15 protein-coding genes are annotated in these 17,383 nt (G+C 68.6%); 12 read left to right on the forward strand and 3 right to left on the reverse strand.

From position 1 onward, the window contains the following. Positions 1-173: 173 nt before the first annotated feature. From H7F30_RS00670 to H7F30_RS00680, 3 genes are all read left to right on the forward strand, one after another. Positions 174-1,229 (forward strand): pirin family protein, encoded by a 1,056-nt coding sequence (locus H7F30_RS00670; protein ID WP_187036098.1) that lies wholly within the window; start codon positions 174-176, stop codon positions 1,227-1,229. Between the two features lie 188 nt (positions 1,230-1,417). Further along, positions 1,418-2,149 (forward strand): lysoplasmalogenase family protein, encoded by a 732-nt coding sequence (locus tag H7F30_RS00675; RefSeq protein WP_187036100.1) that lies wholly within the window; start codon positions 1,418-1,420, stop codon positions 2,147-2,149. 4 nt (positions 2,150-2,153) lie between these two features. Further along, positions 2,154-2,639, forward strand: a complete 486-nt coding sequence (locus H7F30_RS00680) for a hypothetical protein (RefSeq protein ID WP_187036102.1) — start codon at positions 2,154-2,156, stop codon at positions 2,637-2,639. Positions 2,640-2,664: 25 nt separating this feature from the next. On the opposite strand, the gene H7F30_RS00685 is transcribed toward H7F30_RS00680, so the two are convergent. Then, complete coding sequence (locus H7F30_RS00685; RefSeq protein WP_187036104.1) at positions 2,665-3,624, reverse strand: FAD:protein FMN transferase; 960 nt, start codon at positions 3,622-3,624, stop codon at positions 2,665-2,667. Positions 3,625-3,663: 39 nt separating this feature from the next. Between H7F30_RS00685 and H7F30_RS00690 the strand changes: the two genes are divergently transcribed. Next, entirely contained in the window at positions 3,664-3,933 is a 270-nt protein-coding gene (locus H7F30_RS00690; RefSeq protein ID WP_187036106.1) for a hypothetical protein, read from the forward strand. A gap of 108 nt (positions 3,934-4,041) precedes the next feature. Here the strand turns inward: H7F30_RS00690 and H7F30_RS00695 are convergent, their stop codons facing one another. Beyond that, positions 4,042-4,503, reverse strand: coding sequence for a hypothetical protein (locus H7F30_RS00695; RefSeq protein WP_255464906.1), 462 nt, complete (start codon positions 4,501-4,503; stop codon positions 4,042-4,044). After that, positions 4,503-5,549, reverse strand: a complete 1,047-nt coding sequence (locus H7F30_RS00700) for a 6-phosphofructokinase (RefSeq protein ID WP_047310543.1) — start codon at positions 5,547-5,549, stop codon at positions 4,503-4,505. Before H7F30_RS00700 ends, H7F30_RS00695 begins: the two co-directional genes overlap by 1 nt. Positions 5,550-5,706: 157 nt before the next feature. Between H7F30_RS00700 and H7F30_RS00705 the strand changes: the two genes are divergently transcribed. The 8 genes from H7F30_RS00705 (at position 5,707) to H7F30_RS00740 (ending at position 17,367) form a co-directional block, all read left to right on the forward strand. Then, entirely contained in the window at positions 5,707-9,618 is a 3,912-nt protein-coding gene (locus H7F30_RS00705; protein WP_187036108.1) for a Pls/PosA family non-ribosomal peptide synthetase, read from the forward strand. Beyond that, positions 9,615-10,973, forward strand: a complete 1,359-nt coding sequence (locus H7F30_RS00710; RefSeq protein ID WP_187036110.1) for a M1 family metallopeptidase — start codon at positions 9,615-9,617, stop codon at positions 10,971-10,973. Before H7F30_RS00705 ends, H7F30_RS00710 begins: the two co-directional genes overlap by 4 nt. Positions 10,974-11,243: 270 nt before the next feature. Next, positions 11,244-12,470 (forward strand): branched-chain amino acid ABC transporter substrate-binding protein, encoded by a 1,227-nt coding sequence (locus tag H7F30_RS00715; protein ID WP_047310546.1) that lies wholly within the window; start codon positions 11,244-11,246, stop codon positions 12,468-12,470. 111 nt (positions 12,471-12,581) lie between these two features. After that, complete coding sequence (locus H7F30_RS00720; protein ID WP_227484350.1) at positions 12,582-13,571, forward strand: branched-chain amino acid ABC transporter permease; 990 nt, start codon at positions 12,582-12,584, stop codon at positions 13,569-13,571. Continuing rightward, the gene (locus H7F30_RS00725; RefSeq protein ID WP_187036112.1) at positions 13,568-14,746 is read left to right on the forward strand and encodes a branched-chain amino acid ABC transporter permease; all 1,179 of its coding nucleotides are present in this window, start codon (positions 13,568-13,570) and stop codon (positions 14,744-14,746) included. The genes H7F30_RS00720 and H7F30_RS00725 overlap by 4 nt, the downstream gene beginning before the upstream one ends. Further along, positions 14,743-15,702, forward strand: coding sequence for an ABC transporter ATP-binding protein (locus H7F30_RS00730; RefSeq protein ID WP_187036114.1), 960 nt, complete (start codon positions 14,743-14,745; stop codon positions 15,700-15,702). The genes H7F30_RS00725 and H7F30_RS00730 overlap by 4 nt, the downstream gene beginning before the upstream one ends. Further along, a complete protein-coding gene (locus H7F30_RS00735; RefSeq protein WP_187036116.1) occupies positions 15,689-16,402 on the forward strand; it encodes an ABC transporter ATP-binding protein in 714 nt (237 codons plus the stop codon). Before H7F30_RS00730 ends, H7F30_RS00735 begins: the two co-directional genes overlap by 14 nt. A gap of 119 nt (positions 16,403-16,521) precedes the next feature. Further along, on the forward strand, positions 16,522-17,367 hold the full coding sequence (locus H7F30_RS00740; protein ID WP_187036118.1) for a thioesterase family protein: 846 nt from the start codon (positions 16,522-16,524) through the stop codon (positions 17,365-17,367). Positions 17,368-17,383 lie beyond the last annotated feature (16 nt).

Below are 17,383 nucleotides of genomic sequence, written 5' to 3' on the forward strand. Positions count from 1 at the left end.
GGCGCGGGGAGGGTGCCCGACCATCTTGCGGGAAGTTTCGGCCCTCGAATCCGTTTGCGAGGCGATCGGCATCGAATCGTCATCTGACGTTCATTCAGGACTGGCGGAATAGTTGAACCTTCAACTACATTGAAGGAAGCGCCAACACTTCACGGCCACCGAGGAGGCCCCCAATGCCCGCAGTCACCGCAGACACGCTCGCGCTGCCGCACCTGCCCGAGGCGAGCCCGCAGGCCGTCGAGCGCTCCGTGCGCCGCCAGATCACCGGGCCGAAGGGCTTCGAGGGTGAGGGTTTTCCCGTCACCCGTGCCTTCGCCGGCCTGACCCACGCCGAGCTCGACCCCTTCGTCCACATGGACGAGATGGGCGCCGTCAACTACGCGCCCGGCGAGCCCCGCGGCACCGACTGGCACCCGCACCGCGGCTTCGAGACCGTCACGTACATCATGGACGGGCGCTTCCAGCACCAGGACAGCCATGGCGGCGGCGGCATGATCGAGAACGGCGCCACGCAGTGGATGACGGCCGGTTCCGGCGTGCTCCACATCGAGACGCCCCCGGCGGAACTCGTCGTGTCCGGCGGCTTCTTCCACGGTGTTCAGCTCTGGGTCAACCTGCCCAAGGCCGAGAAGTGGGCCGACCCGCGCTACCAGAACCTCGAGGGGACCGATTCCGAGCTCATCACGACGCACGACGGTGGGGCGCTCATCCGCATCATCGCCGGATCGATCGGCGGCCACCGCGGGCCGGGCTCGACGCGCACGCCGATCACGATGGCGCACGCCAGCATCGCTGCGGGGGCGCGCGCCGACATCCCGTGGGATCCGTCCTACAACGGAATCGTCTTCGTCTTCTCCGGTTCGGGCACGATCGGCCGCGACCGTCGTCCGATCACGGCCGGCCAGACGATCGTCACCGGCCCTGGCGACCTCATGACGCTCACCGCCGACGAGCGTCAGGACGTCGAGACCCCGGCGCTCGAGGTGCTGCTGCTCGGAGGCCGCCCGCTGCGCGAGCCCGTCGTGCAGTACGGCCCGTTCGTCATGAACACCAAGGCCGAGGTCATCGAGGCGTTCGAGGACTTCCAGCGTGGCCGCCTCGGTCGCGTGCCCGCCGGCGGCATCCGCCCCTACCGCGCGAGCGCGAGCGAGATCGCCGAGGCGAAGGAGAAGCAGCTTCGCGAGGCGATCGCCTCGATGCCCCACGGCGGCGGCGTCAGCCAGGGCTGACGCGGCACACGAGAGGTGAGCTTCGGCCCGGTGTGTGAGCTGCGCTTCTCACACACCGGGCCGAACCTCGCACACCGGGCCACAACTCACACGCAGCGACCCCTCGTGGATGGCGGGTTCGGGTGGAGATGTGACGAACGTTCGTCACATCTCCACCCGAACCCGCCACCTTCGTTAGCCTCGCCGCCATGACGAGGAATCTCCCGAGCTGGCGCAGCCTCTACGTCGGCGCATCCGTGCTGACGAGCGGGGGCGCGGCGCTCGGTGCCGGGAAGCTGCACGCCGCGACGAAGTACGCCATCGCTCCCCTGCTCATGGCCGATGTGGCCACCAGGCCGGGCGCGTTCGACGCCGAGCGCCGCCCGACGACCGTCACGCTGCTCACAGCGCTGGCCGGATCGGCGCTCGGCGACCACTTCATGCTGGCCGAATCACGAACGAGCGGCCTCGCCGCCCGCGCCCATCTGCGGCGCGGCGCGTCGTGCTTCGCCGTCCAGCAGCTCGGCCTCATGAGCGTGCTCGCTCGCGCCGGTTACCGCTGGCGCCCGAGGCCGACGAGGGCTGCGGGTGTCGCGTTGGCCGCCCTCGCCGTCGTCGACGGTGTGGCCGCGCGACGTGACGCTGGGCCGAGCACGCCCGACCCGATCGTGGCCGCGTACGGCGTCAGCCTCGCCGCGATGGCGGCACTGACGCAGGGCGCACCCACCGGTCGGCGCGCGTCACGACGCATCGCCGTCGGAGGACCGCTCTTCCTCGCCTCCGACGCAGTCATCGTGGCGCGACAGCTCCTGCCCACGGGCGCCCGCCGCAACCTCTCCGACGGCGTCGTCATGGCCACCTACACCGCGGCGCTCGCCCTGCTCGTGGAGGCCGCCGCGGACCTCGAACGGGACCAACAGGACGAGCGCGCCGTACGCTGAGCGCATGGCCCTTCAGATCGACTACTTCGCCGCCGCGTCCGACGAGGAGGCCGCCGCCACGGTCAATCTCGAATCCGGCCTGCGATCCCTTCCTTTCGATGACGAGTCCGCCTCGCCGACAACCGAATACGACGTCGTCGCGAGCCAGGACGTCGACCCCGGGATCGCACTCGGCTACCTCAACGAACTCCTCACCGGCGTCACGGTCGAGGAGTTCGTCACCTCCGGCTGGCCGGCGCCCGTCGCCGTCAGTGACGACGAGCAGAAGTTCGTCCTCCAGGTCGACCCCGGATTCGTCGCACTCATGTCGACCCGCGAGGCGCCCTTCGACGAACTGGCCGCCCAGTGGGCCGCCGCCGAAGCCCCCGAGGACGCCGACGAATGGAACCCTCGCCCACGCGACCTCGCCGACTTCCTCGAAGGATTCGTCGCCCTGGCCCTCAAGTCCGGCCACGAGGGCAAGCACGTCTACTGCTGGCTCTGGCCCTGAGCGGCCCGAAGAGTCGAAGCCACCCTCAGGCCGGCGCCTGCCAGCCGGACGTCGTCACGATCTGACCGTCCGCGCCCTGCAAGAGCGCCGGGACTCCGTGGCCCTCGAGCCAGGCGGGCGCGTCCTTCCCCAGAATGACGGCGGCCGTCGTCGCAGCATTCGCCTGAACTGTGTCCGGAGCCGCAGCGCTCACCTGCGCCCAGATCGGCGTCGCACTGCGACCCGTCCGCGGATCGATGATGTGATGGCGCTCCTCGCCGGCGCTCACCCAGCGGCGCAGCCGGGTCGAGCTCGTCGCCACGGCCTCACGAACGCGAATGCGCTGAAGGATCCGAGCTGAGGCGTCCCGCACGTCGATCTCCCATCCCCGCCCGGGGATGGGACCGCTCGTCGCGATGTCGCCACCGAGGGACACGAGCACACCGACACCGAACTCGAGCGCGATCTCCTCGGCCAGGATCTGGGCACACCACGCCTTGGCGCTGCCTCCGAGGTCGAGGTGGGAACCGGCCGCGAGCGTCACGCTGCGCTCCGCCGAACAGATCGTCGGCAGCGGCAGGAGGTGCGGTGTCACACGCTCACGCCGTGCCAGGTCACCGCGCCGACGCACCAGGTCGAGATCGACGTCGTAGCCCGCGACTTCGATCTGGCGGCCCAGGTGCGGCACGACGAGGCCATCGGTCAAGGAAGCGGTCCGCAGCGCCGCCCTCATCGCTGCGAGGAACGTGAGACTGATCGGCGCTGTGACGACGTCCTCACCGCGACGCGCGGCTTTGTCACTGCGCGCGTTGAGTCGGCTCAGTTCACTGTCTGCGCGGAAGCGAGAGACAGCCAGGTCGAGTTGCTCGATGCGGGCCTGCGTGAGGCGTTCGACCCGAGCCAGGTCGCACTCACCGAGAACGACGACACGATGGTGGCAGCCGATCGCGTCGAACTCGAAGAACTCCGTCCTCGCCGCGGCCGGCGCACTCAATGTCGTTGTCATGACCCGGCAGTCGTAGCAGCACCCGAATCGGAGCTCCCGTTGCTCACCGACGTCGCGTTGTTCCAGGTGCTCGAGGTGTCATCGGAGCTCTGGCTGCTCGAACTCGTCGTGGACGTCGAGGAGCCCGAGGTGGCGGCATCCGAGGTCTGCGAACTGGCGCTCGAGGACGTCACCCCCGTCTGCTCGGACGACGAATGCATCAGGTCGGCGCCGACGATGCCGATGCCCAACGCCCCGGCTGCCATCACCCCCGTTCCGAGAAAGCGAGCGGTGCGCGAGGAAGCGGTGCGTGCCATGGAAAGCTCCTGAGGAGTCGAGACGTGGTGACAACCTCACGTTCCCTCCCCTGCCTGTCGAAGCCACCAGCCCACCCTGTGCGAGCCCTATGCCCCCGTCATGTCGAACTGTGGCTCACCTTCACCACGAATCCGTGAGGAGTTCCTCACGGGTCAGCGTCTCGTAGGCGTGCCAGGCCGGCTCCTCGTACGGGTGCGCCGCCAGGACGGCGTCGACGACGCGGCGAGCGTCAGGCCGAGGCACGACCATCTCGACGCGCATCTCGTCGACGACCTCGGGCTCACCGACCCGACCGACCGTCGGGCGGGCCCCGACCTGGGGCTCGAATCGCCCTTCACCTGCCGCGCTGAACGAGCAGGCCCGGTAGTTACCGATCGCCCCGGCGCCGGCACGGGCCGCCGCCCGTCGAACACGGTCGGCAGCCTCCCGCGGCACGAACACCACGACGACGACCAACCCGCCCGAACGCGAACGATCCTGACGGGCCGGAGCGGCAACGGTGCCCACCTGGCGCGACTCAGCGGACTCGTCGCCCACCATTCCGAGGTAGGCGAGCGCCGTCCGCACGAACCTCGACGCCATCAGCCGAAGAGGACGGCGACGTCGTCCCACTGCTCACGCGGGACCTTCTTGAGTTCCTTGGTGGCCTCGTCCATCGGCACCGTCTCGATGTCGATTCCCTTGAGCGCCACCATCTGCCCCCACTTGCGCTGCATCACCGCGTCGATGGCGGCGTGCCCGAACCGGGTGGCGAGCACACGGTCGTACGCCGTCGGTACACCGCCGCGCTGCAGATGGCCGAGCGTCGCAGCGCGCGTCTCGATGCCGGTCTTCGCCTCGATGAGCGGCGCGAGCGCCTCGCCGATACCACCCAGACGCGGACGCCCGGCGGCATCGAGGCCGCGCTCGGCGACGATGTTCTCCGACTCGCCGCGGTCGTTCTTGAGCTGGAAGCCCTCGGAGACGACGACGACAGGCGCGCGACCGCGGGCCTGAGTCAGGCGCACCCACTCGGCGATCTGCTCGAGCGTCACCGACACCTCGGGGATGAGGATGGCGTGCGCGCCACTCGCGATACCGGCGTGCAGCGCGATCCAGCCGACGTGGCGGCCCATGACCTCCACGACCATGCACCGGTGGTGCGCCTCGGTGGTCGTGCGCAGACGGTCGATCGACTCCGTGGCGATCGAGACCGCCGTGTCGAAACCGAAGGTGTAGTCCGTGCCGGACAGGTCGTTGTCGATGGTCTTCGGGACGCCGACGATGGGGAGCCCGTCGATCGCGAGCCGCGCGGCGCCCGAGAGCGTGCCCTCGCCGCCGATGGCGATGACGGCCTCGATGCCGTGGCGATCCATGACCTCACGGATCGCCTTCGGCCCGCCCACGCCGTCGATACCGTTGTAGGGGTGCGTGCGGGACGTGCCGAGAATCGTGCCGCCCTCCTTGGAGAGCCCTCGCACGCGCCGACGCGGCAGCGGCGAGATGTCGTCGACGATGAGCCCGCGCCATCCGTCCCGGATACCGACGAACTCCTGCTCGTAGATCTTGTCGCCCTTCATCACGGCGCCGCGGATGACGGCGTTGAGTCCGGGGCAGTCGCCTCCGCTGGTGAGAATGCCGATGCTCATGGTTCCAGTCTCACGCATTCGCCCCGGCGGGACGAATGGAGGCGGCGGCGTCTCTCCCACCGGACGCCCCGCCCAGCCACCGGCTAGCGCAGTGATTCGGCTCACCGGTGCGGCTCATGTCACCTCCAGGTCATCTGGAGGTAGGACAATGCGCCTCATGACGAGCGATTCACCCGAAAGTACGCTGCTGCGGGCCGACCGGGCACCCGCGCCACGAACGCTCGTCGACATCCTGCGCGAGACGGTGGCCGCCAACCCGGATGCGCCGGCGGTGGACAACGGCGTCGACGTCATGACGTACGCCGAGTTCGCCGACGCCGCAGAGCAGTTCGCCGACGCCCTACACGAGATGGGTATCGGCTCCGGCGAACGCATCGGCATCCGCATCCCGTCCGGAACGCTCGACCTCTACGTCGCGATCGCCGGCACCCTCGTCGCTGGATGCGCCTACGTCCCGGTCGATTTCGACGATCCTGACGAGCGCGCCGACACCGTCTTCGGTGAGGCCGACGTCGCCGCCATCGCGGGCAAGGACCTCGTCATCAGCCCCCGCGAACACGAGCACGCGGACGACGGCAACACCCACACCGGCGACCCGGGCCTCACCGACGACGCATGGATCATCTTCACGTCGGGTTCCACGGGCAAGCCCAAGGGCGTCGCCGTGACGCACCGCAACGCCGCGGCCTTCGTCGACGCCGAAGCGAACCTCTTCCTCCAGGACGCTCCTATCGGCCCGGGCGACCGCGTCATGGCGGGCTTGTCCGTCGCGTTCGACGCGAGCTGCGAGGAGATCTGGCTCGCGTGGCGTTACGGGGCCTGCCTCGTGCCCGCGCCGCGCAGCCTCGTGAAGTCCGGCATGGATCTCGGCCCGTGGCTGAGCGCCAACGACATCACCGTCATCTCCACCGTGCCGACGCTCGTCGCGCTCTGGCCGCACGAGGCGCTGGCCGAGGTACGCCTGCTCATCCTCGGCGGAGAGGCCTGCCCGCCCGAGATCGGCGCGCGCCTGGCGAACGAGCGACGCGAGGTGTGGAACACCTACGGCCCCACCGAGGCCACCGTCGTCGCGTGTGCCGCGCAGCTGACGGGCGAGCCGCCCGTGCGCATCGGCCTGCCGCTGGACGGCTGGGATCTCGCCGTCGTCGACGGCGAGGGCAACCCCGTGCCCGAGGGCGAGCCCGGCGAGCTCATCATCGGCGGCGTCGGGCTCGCCCGCTACCTCGACCCGGCCAAGGACGCAGAGAAGTACGCCCCCATGCCGACGCTCGGCTGGGAGCGCGCCTACCGCAGCGGCGACATCGTCGTGAACGACCCGCAGGGCCTCGTCTTCAACGGCCGAGCCGACGACCAGATCAAGCTCGGCGGCCGGCGCATCGAGCTCGGCGAGATCGACTCGAACCTGCTCCAGCTTCCCGGCGTGAGCGGCGCAGCCGCTGCCGTGCGTACCTCCCAGACCGGCAACAAGCTTCTCGTCGGCTACCTCACCGTCGAGGACGGTTTCGACCGCAAGGCCGCCACCGCTCATCTGCGCGAGACCATGCCCGCGGCGCTCGTGCCTCAACTCGCGGTCGTCGACACGCTGCCGACGCGCACCTCCGGCAAGATCGACCGCGACGCCCTGCCGTGGCCGCTCGAGATCACCTCCGACGACGAGGACGGCGCCTTCACCGGCACCGCAGCCCGCCTTCGCGAGCTCTACACCGCCATCCTCGGCGCACCGCCGGCCTCCCCCGAGGACAACTTCTTCGACCTCGGCGGCGGTTCGCTGAGCGCCGCCCAACTCGTCGCCCGCGTCCGCGAGACGCACCCCGAGTTCACGGTCGCCGACGTCTACGAGAACGAGTCGATCGCCGAGCTCGCCGCCGCGATCGACGCGATGGATTCGCCGACCACGCGCCTCAACGACGACGTGGTCCGGGTGCGACGCAGTACCCAGACGATGCAGGTGGTCGCCTCCCTCGCCGTCCGGCAGTTCTCCGCGCTGCGGTGGCTGACGTGGCTCGGAGCGGGCGCGAACCTCGCCCACGCCGTCGGACTCGAGTGGATTCCGACGCTCGACTGGTTCTGGATCGCCCTCGGCTGGGTGCTCTTCGTCGCGCCGCCGGGACGCATGATCCTCGCCGCGCTCGCCGCCCGCGTCATCCTGCGGGGCGTGCAGCCCGGCGCCTACACCCGTGGTGGACGCACCCACCTGCGCGTCTGGCTCGCCGAGCGTCTGGCCGACGAGCTCGGGGCGACGACGCTCGCGGGTGCTCCCCTCGTGAAGTTCTACGCACGGCTGCTCGGCTGCGACATCCGCAAACACGTCGACCTGCACAGCCTGCCTCCGGTCACCGGCCTGCTCACGCTCGGCAAGGGCTGCTCCGTCGAGCCCGAGGTGGAACTGCGCGGGCACTGGATCGACGGCGACGTCTTCCACCTCGGGCGCATCGAGGTGGGCGCGAACGCCCGGGTCGGCACCCGCTCGACGCTCCTGCCGGGCGCACGCATCGGCAAGCGTGCCGAGGTGGCCCCCGGTTCCGGCGTCTTCGGCGACGTCCACGCCGGTGAACTGAGGTCGGGCGCGCCGGCCGTCCACATCGGCGAGGCACGCGGCCCGTGGGAGGACGAGGCGCCGCCGAACAAGCCGATCTGGCTCGGCGCCTACGCCGCCTCCGGTATCGCAGCCTCCCTCGTGCCCGCCGTCGGGGCCGCAGCCGGCATCGCCGTCTGCTGGCCCTGGCTGAAGGAGGCCGACTCGGTCGCCGACCTCGCTCGCATCACCGCGATCGGCGTCGTGCCCGCCACCCTCGTCGGATTCGCCACGACGGCCCTCGTCATCCTGGGCGCCGTGCGCCTGCTCGGCCACGGTCTGCGCGAGGGCTACCACCCGATCCACGGCGGCCAGGGCTGGCGCGCGTGGACGACGATCCGCCTCCTCGACGAGGCGCGCACCTGGCTCTTCCCGCTCTACTCGAGCACCCTCACGCCCGTCTGGCTGCGTGCGCTCGGCGCCCGCATCGGCAAGGACGTCGAGGCCTCGACCGTGCTCATGCTCCCGAAGATGGCCGACATCGGCGCCGGGTCGTTCCTCGCCGACGACACCCTCGTCGCGAACTACGAGCTCGGTGGCGGCTGGATCCGTATAGCGCCGGTCAAGGTCGGCAAGGGCGCCTTCCTCGGAAACTCCGGTATGGCCGCGCCGGGCCGCAAGGTGCCCAAGCGCGGACTCGTCGCGGTCCTCTCGGCGGCACCCGCTCGCGGCAGCGCGAAAAAGGGCACGAGCTGGCTCGGCTCTCCCCCGCAGCGCCTACGACGCGAGGCCGGCGAGTCCGACACGAGCCGCACCACCGCGCCGCCGCAGCGCCTGCGCGTGGCCCGCGCCGTCGTCGAGGCACTGCGCATCGTGCCGCAGAGCCTCCACTCGGCGCTCATCGCGGGATCGGCCCTCACGATGCTCGCCGTCGCCGACCGCTTCAGCTGGCTCGTCGCCGCCCTCACCGGAGGCTGCGTCCTCGTCGTGGCTGGGGCCCTCGGCGGCCTCTCGGCCGTCGTCGCGAAGTGGCTTCTCGTGGGCCGGCTGCGCGTCACGGAGTACCCGCTGTGGAGTTCGTTCGTGTGGCGCAACGAGCTCGCCGACACCTTCACCGAGGTCATCGCGGCACCGTGGCTCATCCGCGCGAACGCGGGCACGCCGGTGCTCAACCTCTGGCTGCGCCTCATGGGCGCGAAGATCGGCCACGGCGTGTGGTGCGAGACGTACTGGCTGCCCGAGGCCGACCTCATCCGCCTCGGCGACGGAGCCTGCGTCAACGCGGGCTGTGTCGTGCAGACCCACCTCTTCCACGACCGCATCCTCGCCATGGACACCGTCACCCTCGGCGACGGCGCCACCCTGGGGCCCAACAGTGTCGTGCTCCCCGCAGCCGCGCTGGGCCGTCACGCTACGGTGGGGCCGACGTCGCTCGTCATGCGTGGCGAGAGCGTCCCCGACAAGACCCGCTGGCTCGGTAACCCCATCGGCCCGTGGCTCGAGGACGACGACGACACCCCGGAAACCACCCGTGAACGGAGCGCACGAGCATGAGACGCCACCACACCCCCACCGGCGGCGCCGACCCGTACGTGCCCGGACACGGCGACACGACGTTCGGGGTCGACGCCTACGACCTCACGCTCGACTACTCCCCAGCCGGCAACCACCTCGACGCCAAGGCCGTGCTGACGTGCCGCATCGCCGATGACGTCACCGAGCCCGTGGCACGCATCGAGCTCGACCTGCACAGCCGACTCAAGGTGACGAAGCTCGCCGTCGCCGGCGCCCGCGTCGGACGGTACGGCCACGACCACTCGCGCCTGTTCGTCCGTTTCGCGCAGCCCCTCGCGGCCGGCACGCCGTTCACGGTGACGGTGGCCTACAAGGGCTCGCCCGGCCCGATGCGCGGCCTCGACGGCGACGCAGGCTGGGAGGAGCTGACGGACGGCGTCATCGTCGCGTCGCAGCCCCACGGCTCGCCGACGTGGTTCCCGTGCAACGACCGCGCCGCGGACAAGGCCACGTACCGCTTCGTCGTGACGACCGATTCCGACTACGCCGTCGTCGCCAACGGCTCGCTCGTACGCCGCCGTCAGGCCGGACGCCGCACGACGTGGACCTACGAGTGCCCCAGCCCGATGTCGCCCTATCTCGCGACGCTGCAGATGGGCCAGTACGAAACGAAGCAGCTGCGCACCTCGCCCTCCGACGTGCGCCTCGTCTACCCGCCGCGCCTGCGCGAGGCCGTGCGCACCGCGTACGCCGACCAGGTGCACATGATCGACTTCTTCTCCTCACGCTTCGGCGACTACCCCTTCGACAGCTACACCGTCGTCATCACCGACGACGACCTCGAGATCCCGCTCGAGTCGCAGACCCTCTCGACGTTCGGCGCGAACTTCACGAACCGCTCGTGGGATGCCCAGCGCCTCATCGCGCACGAGCTCGCCCATCAGTGGTTCGGCAACGCCGTCACCTCATCGGCGTGGGAGGACATCTGGTTGCACGAGGGCTTCGCCTGCTACAGCGAGTGGCTGTGGAGCGAGGAGGCGGGGCTCGCGACGGCCATCCAGCGCGCCCACGAGCACCACGGGCGCCTGTCGCGGCTACCGCAGGATCTGCGCCTGCAGGATCCGGGCCCGGACGACATGTTCGACGACCGTGTCTACAAGCGGGGCGCCCTGACGCTGCACGCGCTGCGCACCCTCCTCGGCGACGAGGCCTTCTTCGGCCTCCTTCGCCGCTGGGTGACCGAGCACCGGTATGCCACGGTGACGACGGCCGACTTCATCGCTCTCGCCGAGCAGGTCGCCGGTCAGGATCTCGGCGAGTTCTTCGACGCGTGGCTCCGAGCGCTACCCCTTCCCGCGTTGCCGTCACTCCCGCTCTCCGACCCCCGCGTCTGAGGCTTCGCGCGACGTTTCTCGAGCGAGGGAATTCTCCATCTTCATCGTTGGAATTTCTCGCTCAGATTCACCCAATTTCACTGCGGCGCAGCCAAATAAAGCACAATGAAAACAAACATAGTTCGGCAATTAATTCGTTTTCCTCGGGCTTGGCCGTAACAAGAAGGTCACAACAGCATTCATCAGAAGTTGCACGGCCATAAACCGTTCTAGTCTCCTCTCACTATCAGCGGGTCGCCTTTCGGCCCCTTCTGCGTGGGAGAAACCACCGTGAACGCAAAGCTCACCTACCGTGTCGCCGGCCTCGGCGCGGCTGCCGCACTCGCCCTCACCGGGTGCGCCAACGACAGCTCGAAGACCTCGAACTCCTCCGAGAGCGGTGGCGCCTCGGGCGTCAACCTCCCGGCCGTCCAGACGGTCGACACCCCCAAGTCGCCCGTCATGCCCAAGGGTGACGGCAAGGCCAAGTGCTCCAACGTCACGATCGGTTACGTCGGCGCTGTGACGGGCGACAACGCCCAGCTCGGCGTCAACATCTACAACGGCATCCAGACCGCCATCAACGAGCACAACCAGGCGAACAAGGACTGCCAGGTCAAGTTCGAGAAGCTCGACACCGAAGGCAGCCCCGACAAGGCGCCGGGCCCGGTCACGACCATGGCCAACAAGTCGCAGGTCGTCGGTGTCGTCGGTCTGCCGTTCTCGGGTGAGTCCAACGCCACGGGCAACATCTTCGAGAGCAAGGGCCTCGTGCACATCACGCCGGCCGCCACGCTCCCGGAGCTGACGACGAAGGGCTGGAAGACCTTCTTCCGCGGCCTCGGCAACGACTCGGTCCAGGGCCCGGCTGCCGCCAAGCTCATGACCGAGAAGCTCAAGGCCGAGAAGGTCTTCGTCGTGCAGGACGACTCGCCCTACGGTGTCGGCCTCGGCGGCGAGACCACGAAGGCCCTCGGCGACAAGCAGGTCGGCTCCGACAAGGTGACGACCAAGCAGAAGGACTTCTCGGCCACCGTCACGAAGATCATGAACGCCAAGCCGGACGCGGTGTTCTACGCCGGCTACTACGCGGAGGCCTCGCCGTTCGCGCAGCAGCTTCGCGCCAAGGGCTTCAAGGGCAGCTTCGTCGGCCCGGACGGCGTGAAGGACAACGAGTTCATCAAGCAGGCCGGTTCGGCCTCGGACGGCGCGTACTTCACCTGCCCGTGCATCCCGGGTGAGCTCATCAAGGACTTCAACGACGCCTACAAGAAGACCGCGAACAACGCCGCTCCCGGCACGTACTCCATCGAGGGCTACGACGCCGCCACCGTGCTCCTCGCGGGCATCGACGCCGGCAAGACGGACCGCAAGTCGCTCCTCGAGTGGGTCAAGACCTACGACAAGGACGGCCTGAGCAAGCACTACAAGTGGGACGACAAGGGCGAGCTCGCCAAGCCCGACGTCTACGGCTACAAGGTCGAGGGCGGCAAGATCGTCCCCATCGGCAAGATCTGATCCGCTCCACCCACCACGGTCGACGCCGCCCGCCAGCCCTGATCGGGCCCAGTGCGGGCGGCGTCTGCCGGTGAGTACGAAAGCATCACCATGCTCAGTGCACTGCTTCCCATGGCAGAGTCGGGTTCGACGCAGTGGCTCAGTTTCGACTGGAACGCCCTCATCTCCAACCTCGGCCCGGCCACGATCGACGGTCTGACGTTCGGCGCCATCTACGCGCTCGTCGCCCTCGGTTACACGCTCGTCTACGGCGTGCTCAACCTCATCAACTTCGCCCACTCCGAGGTGTTCATCGTCGGCGCGTACGGCGTGATCTTCACGCTCTCGGCGCTCGGCTTCAACGGTTCACCGCCGAACCTCGGCATCGGGCCGATCATCCTCAACCTGTTGCTCGCCATGATCGTGGGCATGATCGCGTCGTGTACGACGGCCGTCGCCGTCGAGCGCCTCGCGTACAAGCCGCTGCGCAAGCGCAACGCGCCCCGCCTCGTCTTCCTCATCACCGCGATCGGCGTCAGCTTCGTCATCCAGTACGCGATCTTCGCCTTCCACAGCAAGAACGCGGAGCCGGCCGTCACGATGTTCACGCCGAAGCCGATCTTCGACCTGGGCGGCACCATCATCGACAGCCAGCAGCTGACGATCATCATCGCGGCCGTCGTCATGATGATCGCGGTCGATCGCTTCATCGCGAAGTCGAAGACGGGCCGCGGCATCCGCGCCGTCGCGCAGGACCCGGCAACCTCGACGCTCATGGGCGTCAACTCCGAGCGCATCATCCTCGCGACGTTCGCCATCGGTGGTCTCCTCGCCGGTGCAGCCGCACTGTTCTACGTCATGAAGGTGCCCTCGGGCGTCATCTACAACGGTGGCTTCCTCCTCGGCCTGCAGGCGTTCGCCGCAGCCGTGCTCGGTGGTATCGGCAACATCCGCGGCGCCCTCGTCGGCGGTCTCGTCATCGGTGTGATCAGCAACTACGCGCCGTTCCTGCTCGGTGACTCCAACTGGTCGCAGGTCGTCGTCTTCGCCGTCCTCGTCCTCGTCCTCGTCGTGCGCCCGCAGGGTCTGCTCGGCCAGACCCTCGGAAGGAGCAAGGCATGAGCACCGTCGCCGAGTCGTCCGAGACGACGAAGACCGACAAGGTCACGTTCATGCAGCGCTGGCACATGCTGGAGCGTTGGCAGCAATGGGCAGCGCTCATCGTCGTCGCATTGGCGCTCTACCTCCTGCCGGTGCTCAACCCGCCGGTCATCTCCACCGACGGCGGCGGCTCCGACTTCTCCATCGCGTGCTTCGACATGGCGCGCATGGCTCTCATCGCGGTCGGCCTCAACATCGTCATCGGTTACGCGGGTCTGCTCGACCTCGGGTACGTGGCGTTCTTCGCGGTCGGCAACTACGTCGCGGCCATGCTGACGAGCCCCGACAGCCCCTACCTCAAGATCCCCTACCTGTGGACACTGCCGGTCGCGGTCATCGTCACGATGATCTTCGGTGTGCTGCTCGGTGTTCCGACGCTGCGTCTGCGCGGCGACTACCTCGCCATCGTCACGCTCGGCTTCGGTGAGATCGTCCGCCTGCTCGCCACGATCATCCCGGCCATGCGTGGCCAGGAGGGCTTCAGCAAGGTCGGCGCTCCCCCCGGTACCGCGTCCGACGGCACGCCGCTGTTCACGAACAGCAACGGTCTGCCCTGGTACTGGCTGACGCTCACCGTGCTCCTGCTCGTCATGATCCTCGTCGGCAACCTCGAGCGTTCGCGCGTCGGCCGCTCCTGGATCGCCATCCGCGAGGACGAGGACGCAGCCGAGACGATGGGTGTGCCCACGTTCAAGTACAAGGTCTGGGCGTTCGCGCTCGGCGCCGGTCTCGGTGGCCTCTCCGGCGCGCTGTTCGCCGGTCAGATCGGCTTCGTCAACAACGCGAAGTTCGACGTCGTCACCTCGATGCTGTTCGTCGCCGCCGTCATCCTCGGTGGTAGCGGCAACAAGGTGGGTGCGGCCATCGGTGGCGCCATCGTCGCGTACCTTCCGGTGCGCTTCACCGGCATCGCCGAGTACAAGTACCTCATCTTCGGTATCGCACTCATCCTGCTCATGCTGTTCCGCAGCGAGGGCCTCATGCCGGCTCGTATGCACCTGCTGACGTACGCCAAGCGCGCGTACCAGAAGGCCACCGGCAAGGAAATCGTTGCCCCCGAGTCCGAGGACAACCCGTTCGCAGGGGATTCCAAGACCTTGAACCTCGCAACCGAGAAGGAGGCTGACGAGAAATGACGAACGAGCAGAACACGCCCGCCGTCGAGGAAGAGCTCGCAGCCATCGGCAGCAGCATGGAGAAGGTGAGGGAGAAGGGCGTCAAGCTCGACGACCTCGCCGAGGCCGGTGTTCCTCTCGAGGTCGCCAAGGTCATCTCCACCGACCGTGACATCGCCGTCGGTGTCGGCGAGAAGCTCGTCGAGGTGAAGAACCTGACGATGAAGTTCGGCGGCCTCACCGCCCTGGACGACGTCTCGTTCGACATCCACCGCGGTGAGATCCTCGGCCTCATCGGGCCCAACGGTGCCGGCAAGACAACCTGCTTCAACGCGATGACGGGTGTCTACAAGCCGACGAGCGGCGACGTCATCCTCGAGGACACGCGCCTCAACGGGTTGGCCAAGCACAAGATCACCCGCGCCGGTATCGCCCGAACCTTCCAGAACATCCGTCTGTTCGGTGAGATGACGGCGCTCGAGAACGTGGTCGTCGGGCTCGACGCGCGTCACCGCACCTCGGTGCCCGGTGCGCTCATCCGCTCGCCGCGTCACTTCCGCGAGGAGAAGGACGCGGTCGACCACGCCGCAGCGCTCCTCGAGTTCGTCGGCATCTCCGACTCGGCCGAGCGTCTCGCGAAGCACCTGCCCTACGGCTACCAGCGTCGTCTCGAGATCGCTCGAGCCCTCGCCACTGAGCCGAAGCTGCTGTGCCTCGACGAGCCGGCGGCCGGCTTCAACCCGGCGGAGAAGGAACAGCTCATGGAGTTGATCCGTACCATCCGCGCCGACGGGTACACCGTCCTGCTCATCGAGCACGACATGAAGCTCGTCACCGGCGTCACCGACCGCATCGTCGTGCTCGAGTTCGGGCGCAAGATCGCGGACGGCACACCGGCCGAGGTCACGAGTGACCCGAAGGTCATCACCGCCTACCTGGGCGAGGACGAGGAGGACGACGACGATGAGCTTGCTTGAGCTGAACGATGTCTCGGTGCACTACGGACGCATCCAGGCACTGCACGGCCTGACGTTCACCGTCGAGGAGGGCGAGGTCGTCTCCCTCATCGGCGCGAACGGTGCGGGCAAGACGACGACGATGAAGACCATCTCCGGTCTGCTGTCGCCGTCGTCGGGCAACATCACGTTCCAGGGTGAGGACATCACGAAGGTGAAGCCGCACCTGCGTCCGGGCCTCGGCATCTGCCAGGCACCGGAAGGTCGCGGTGTCTTCCCCGGCATGACGGTGCGCGAGAACCTCGGCATGGGCGCCTTCGGCCGTAAGGACAAGGCCGGCATCGACGAGGACTACGACCGCGTCTTCGAGCTCTTCCCGCGCCTCAAGGAGCGCGAGAACCAGCTCGGCGGCACGATGTCCGGTGGCGAGCAGCAGATGGTGGCCATCGCGCGTGCGCTCATGGCACGCCCGAAGCTGCTCCTGCTCGACGAGCCCTCGATGGGTCTCGCGCCGCAGTACATCCGTCAGATCTTCAAGATCATCAGGGAGATCAACGCGCAGGGCACGACGATTCTGCTCGTGGAGCAGAACGCCAACCAGGCGCTGAGCCGTTCGCACCGCGCGTTCGTGCTCGAGACGGGTTCGATCACGCGCGCCGGCACGGGCCGCGAACTCAAGGCCGACCCGGCCATCAAGGAGGCCTACCTCGGCGTCGCCTGAGGTGAGCACCGCGTGAAGCGCGGGTGAGAGGATGCGTCCTCCCACCCGCGCTTCGCGCGTGTTCGAGGCCGAACCGGGGGTGTGGTCTGCGCCACGTCGGGGGCCGTTAGGGTGTGAGCATGGCTGCGAGCACCTCCCCCGAAACCGCCGAGTTCACGCCCCGCGAGGACGTCGACGCATACTTCGTCCCGCTGGGCGAGCACGACGGTGGGCGGCTGTTCGAGCCGACGATCCACGTCCAGGGTGCGTGGAACGAGGCCGAGCAGCACCTCGCGGCGTCGGCCGGGCTCATCGTGCACGAGATCGAGCGTCACGAGCCGCGTGAGGGGATGCAGCTCGCGAAGGTGACGTTCGACGTCTACGGCTTCATCCCGTTGCGTCCCACCCACGTGCGCGTGCGCACGATCCGCGCCGGCCGCACGATCGAACTCGTCGAGGCCGAGTTCAGTGTCGACGGGCGCCTCATCATCGTGGCGCGCGCGTGGCGCCTGTCGGTTCAAGATTCCTCGCCGGTCGCCGGCGCCGACCTCGAACCGCTGCCTCCCATGAATGAGTGCGAGCGAGTCGACATGGGGCAGATGTGGCCCGGCGGCTTCATCCGTTCCGTCGAGCGCTTCGACGCACCTCCCGGCTACGTGCCGGGCCGCAACCGCACGTGGCTGCGCACCGACCTGCCGAGCGTCCTCGGCGAGGAGATCAGCCCGACGACGCATTTCCTGTGCGTCATCGACGGCGCGAACGGCATTGCCGTCCGAGTCGACCCGCGCGAGTGGATGTTCCCAAACGTCGACCTCACCGTCCACCTCTTCCGCCGGCCCGACCCGACGGCCACCGGCTTCGACACGACGGTTGCCATGGGCGAGAGCGGCCTCGGCGTGACGATGACGACGCTGCACGACATCCACGGCCCCGTCGGGCGCATCGCGCAGAGCCTCACCGTGCGCGAGATGCCGAGCAAGGGCTGATTCAAGGGCTGATCTG

It is taken from the genome of Dermacoccus sp. PAMC28757 (assembly GCF_014302635.1).
GTDB lineage: Bacteria > Actinomycetota > Actinomycetes > Actinomycetales > Dermatophilaceae > Dermacoccus > Dermacoccus abyssi.